Source organism: Streptomyces sp. NPDC004752, assembly GCF_053601275.1.
In genome coordinates, this window is record NZ_JBSGBN010000293.1 from 1 (window position 1) to 1,925 (window position 1,925).

At 67.6% G+C, this 1,925-nt stretch carries 3 protein-coding genes; 2 read left to right on the forward strand and 1 reads right to left on the reverse strand.

Features of this window, described 5'->3' with window-relative positions; all coding sequences use genetic code 11:
- Positions 1-284 precede the first annotated feature (284 nt).
- Positions 285-992, forward strand: coding sequence for a hypothetical protein (locus tag ACWEKM_RS46430; protein WP_451627350.1), 708 nt, complete (start codon positions 285-287; stop codon positions 990-992).
- Positions 989-1,624, forward strand: a complete 636-nt coding sequence (locus ACWEKM_RS46435; RefSeq protein WP_451627351.1) for an HAD-IA family hydrolase — start codon at positions 989-991, stop codon at positions 1,622-1,624. The genes ACWEKM_RS46430 and ACWEKM_RS46435 overlap by 4 nt, the downstream gene beginning before the upstream one ends.
- A 43-nt stretch (positions 1,625-1,667) precedes the next feature.
- Here the strand turns inward: ACWEKM_RS46435 and ACWEKM_RS46440 are convergent.
- A partial coding sequence (locus ACWEKM_RS46440; protein WP_451627352.1) for a hypothetical protein occupies positions 1,668-1,925 on the reverse strand: 258 nt, incomplete at its 5' end.

A 1,925-nucleotide genomic window follows, 5' to 3' on the forward strand; every position in this document is an offset into this window, starting at 1 on the left:
GCGCGATCACCCGCCGTTCCAACACCGCCTCCGCGTCCGCGAGTTCAGCAGCGATCCGCTCCATCACGACGCGAAGCTCCTCCGCCCGCACCCGGGCAGCCGCCTCCCGCTCCTCCAGCAACCCCATCACCGACGGCATCGGTCATCTCCACATCACTGAGAACGGACTGATCGCCCGAACTCTCCCGCAGCGACACCGAAACCACGCCCGAACAGCGGAAACTCAACGCTCGCATCCGGAAAGACAACAGCTTCTTACCTGGCTTCAGGCTCACGACCTCGCCTTGGAGACGTGCCGACAGGCCAACCTCGACCAGTGGCTAACCGACGACTCCGCGACCTACCGCCACACAGCCGGGCACTTCGTCCGCTGGACTCGCGCCAACAAGCTAACCACCGTCCACGTCCCCGCTGTCCGCTGGCACGGCCCCACCCAGCCACTCGATGACGAGCACCGGTGGAACGTCGCACGCCGACTCCTGCACGACGACACCCTCAAACCCGAAGACCGCCTCGCAGGACTGCTTCTCCTCCTCTACGCACAAGGGCCATCGGCGATCCACCGACTGACCATCGAGGACGTCGAGGTCGGCGCCCAAGAGGTACGTCTCCACCTCGGTAATGCACCCGTTCAGCTGCCCGAGCCCGTCGCCCAGCTGGCCCGCACCGTCGCCGCGAACCGCAAGGGGCACGCGACCATCGGCGCCCTGGCTCCGTCTACATGGCTCTTCCCCGGCGGCCAGCCCGGACGCCCGATCAGCACCACACAGTTGACGCAGCAGCTGAACAATCTCGGTATCCGCCCCAACCAGGCCCGCAGCACCGCTCTCTTCCAGCTCGCCGCCGAGATCCCCGCCGCGATCCTCGCCCGCACCCTGGGCATCCACACCGACGTTGCCGTCGCCTGGCAACGCCTCTCCGCAGGCGACTGGGCCAACTACGCCGCCGAAGTGAGCTCGCGGGCAACCACCATCAAGGAGTCCTCATCATGATTTCGCGCCCCTACGACGCGGTTCTCTGCGACATCGACGGTGTCCTTCGGCACTGGCCGAGCGCCGACGGCCTCGAACGCAGCCACGGACTTCCCGCAGGCGCGCTCGCGGCCGCAGCCTTCGCGCCTTCCCGCCTGCACCCCGCGATCACCGGAGAAATCACCGACGAGCAGTGGCGCTCCGCAGTGGCCGAGGACCTCGCTGAAATCTGCGGATCGAGCGACCGCGCCCACGCCGCAGTCACCGCCTGGTCCGATCTGATGCCCCGTGTCGACCATGAGGTCGTGTCCCTCCTCACCCAGGCCCGCGCGGTCGCAACCGTCGCCCTGGTCTCCAACGCGACCACCCGGCTGGAGAGAGACCTCGCCCGACAAGGGCTCGACGATCTCGCCGACACCGTGGTGAACACCGCCCGCATCGGCCTCATCAAGCCCGATCCTCGCGTCTACCAGCTGGCCGCCGAGCGGGTCGGAGCCCCGGTCCACCGCTGTCTGTTCATCGACGACACCGCCGCCAACGTCACAGCAGCCCGCGACGTGGGGATGACCGCCCTCCACTACCGACAGATCGAAGATCTCCGCGCAACCCTGGCAGCCCTCGTCAACGCGGCACCAGACGCGCGGCACAGGTGACCCGCAGGAGGCATTCGGACAGTTCCAATACCCGACGTCACCATTAGTCGGCGAGAAACGCCGCCGCGAAGCGGTCGACCGGGTCACCGCCATGCAGTTCGACCGGCACGGCACACGCGTCTGGCGCCAGGCCAAAACCCTGCTCGACTCCGAACACGCCCGCCGCGCCATCGGTTCCGTCCAAGTCCCCTACGGCACCTGCACTGAGAAGCTGTTGTCTTTCCGATCTTGAGAGATGCGCGTCGAACGGGAGTCCCGATCGGGTGGTCGCGGGGCGCTGGGCGCATACGAACAGGGCCTC

Coding starts and splice junctions, on each gene's coding strand:
- ACWEKM_RS46435 (WP_451627351.1), top strand. CDS start 989: ATGATTTCGCGCCCCTACGACGCGGTTCTCTGCGACATCGACGGTGTC.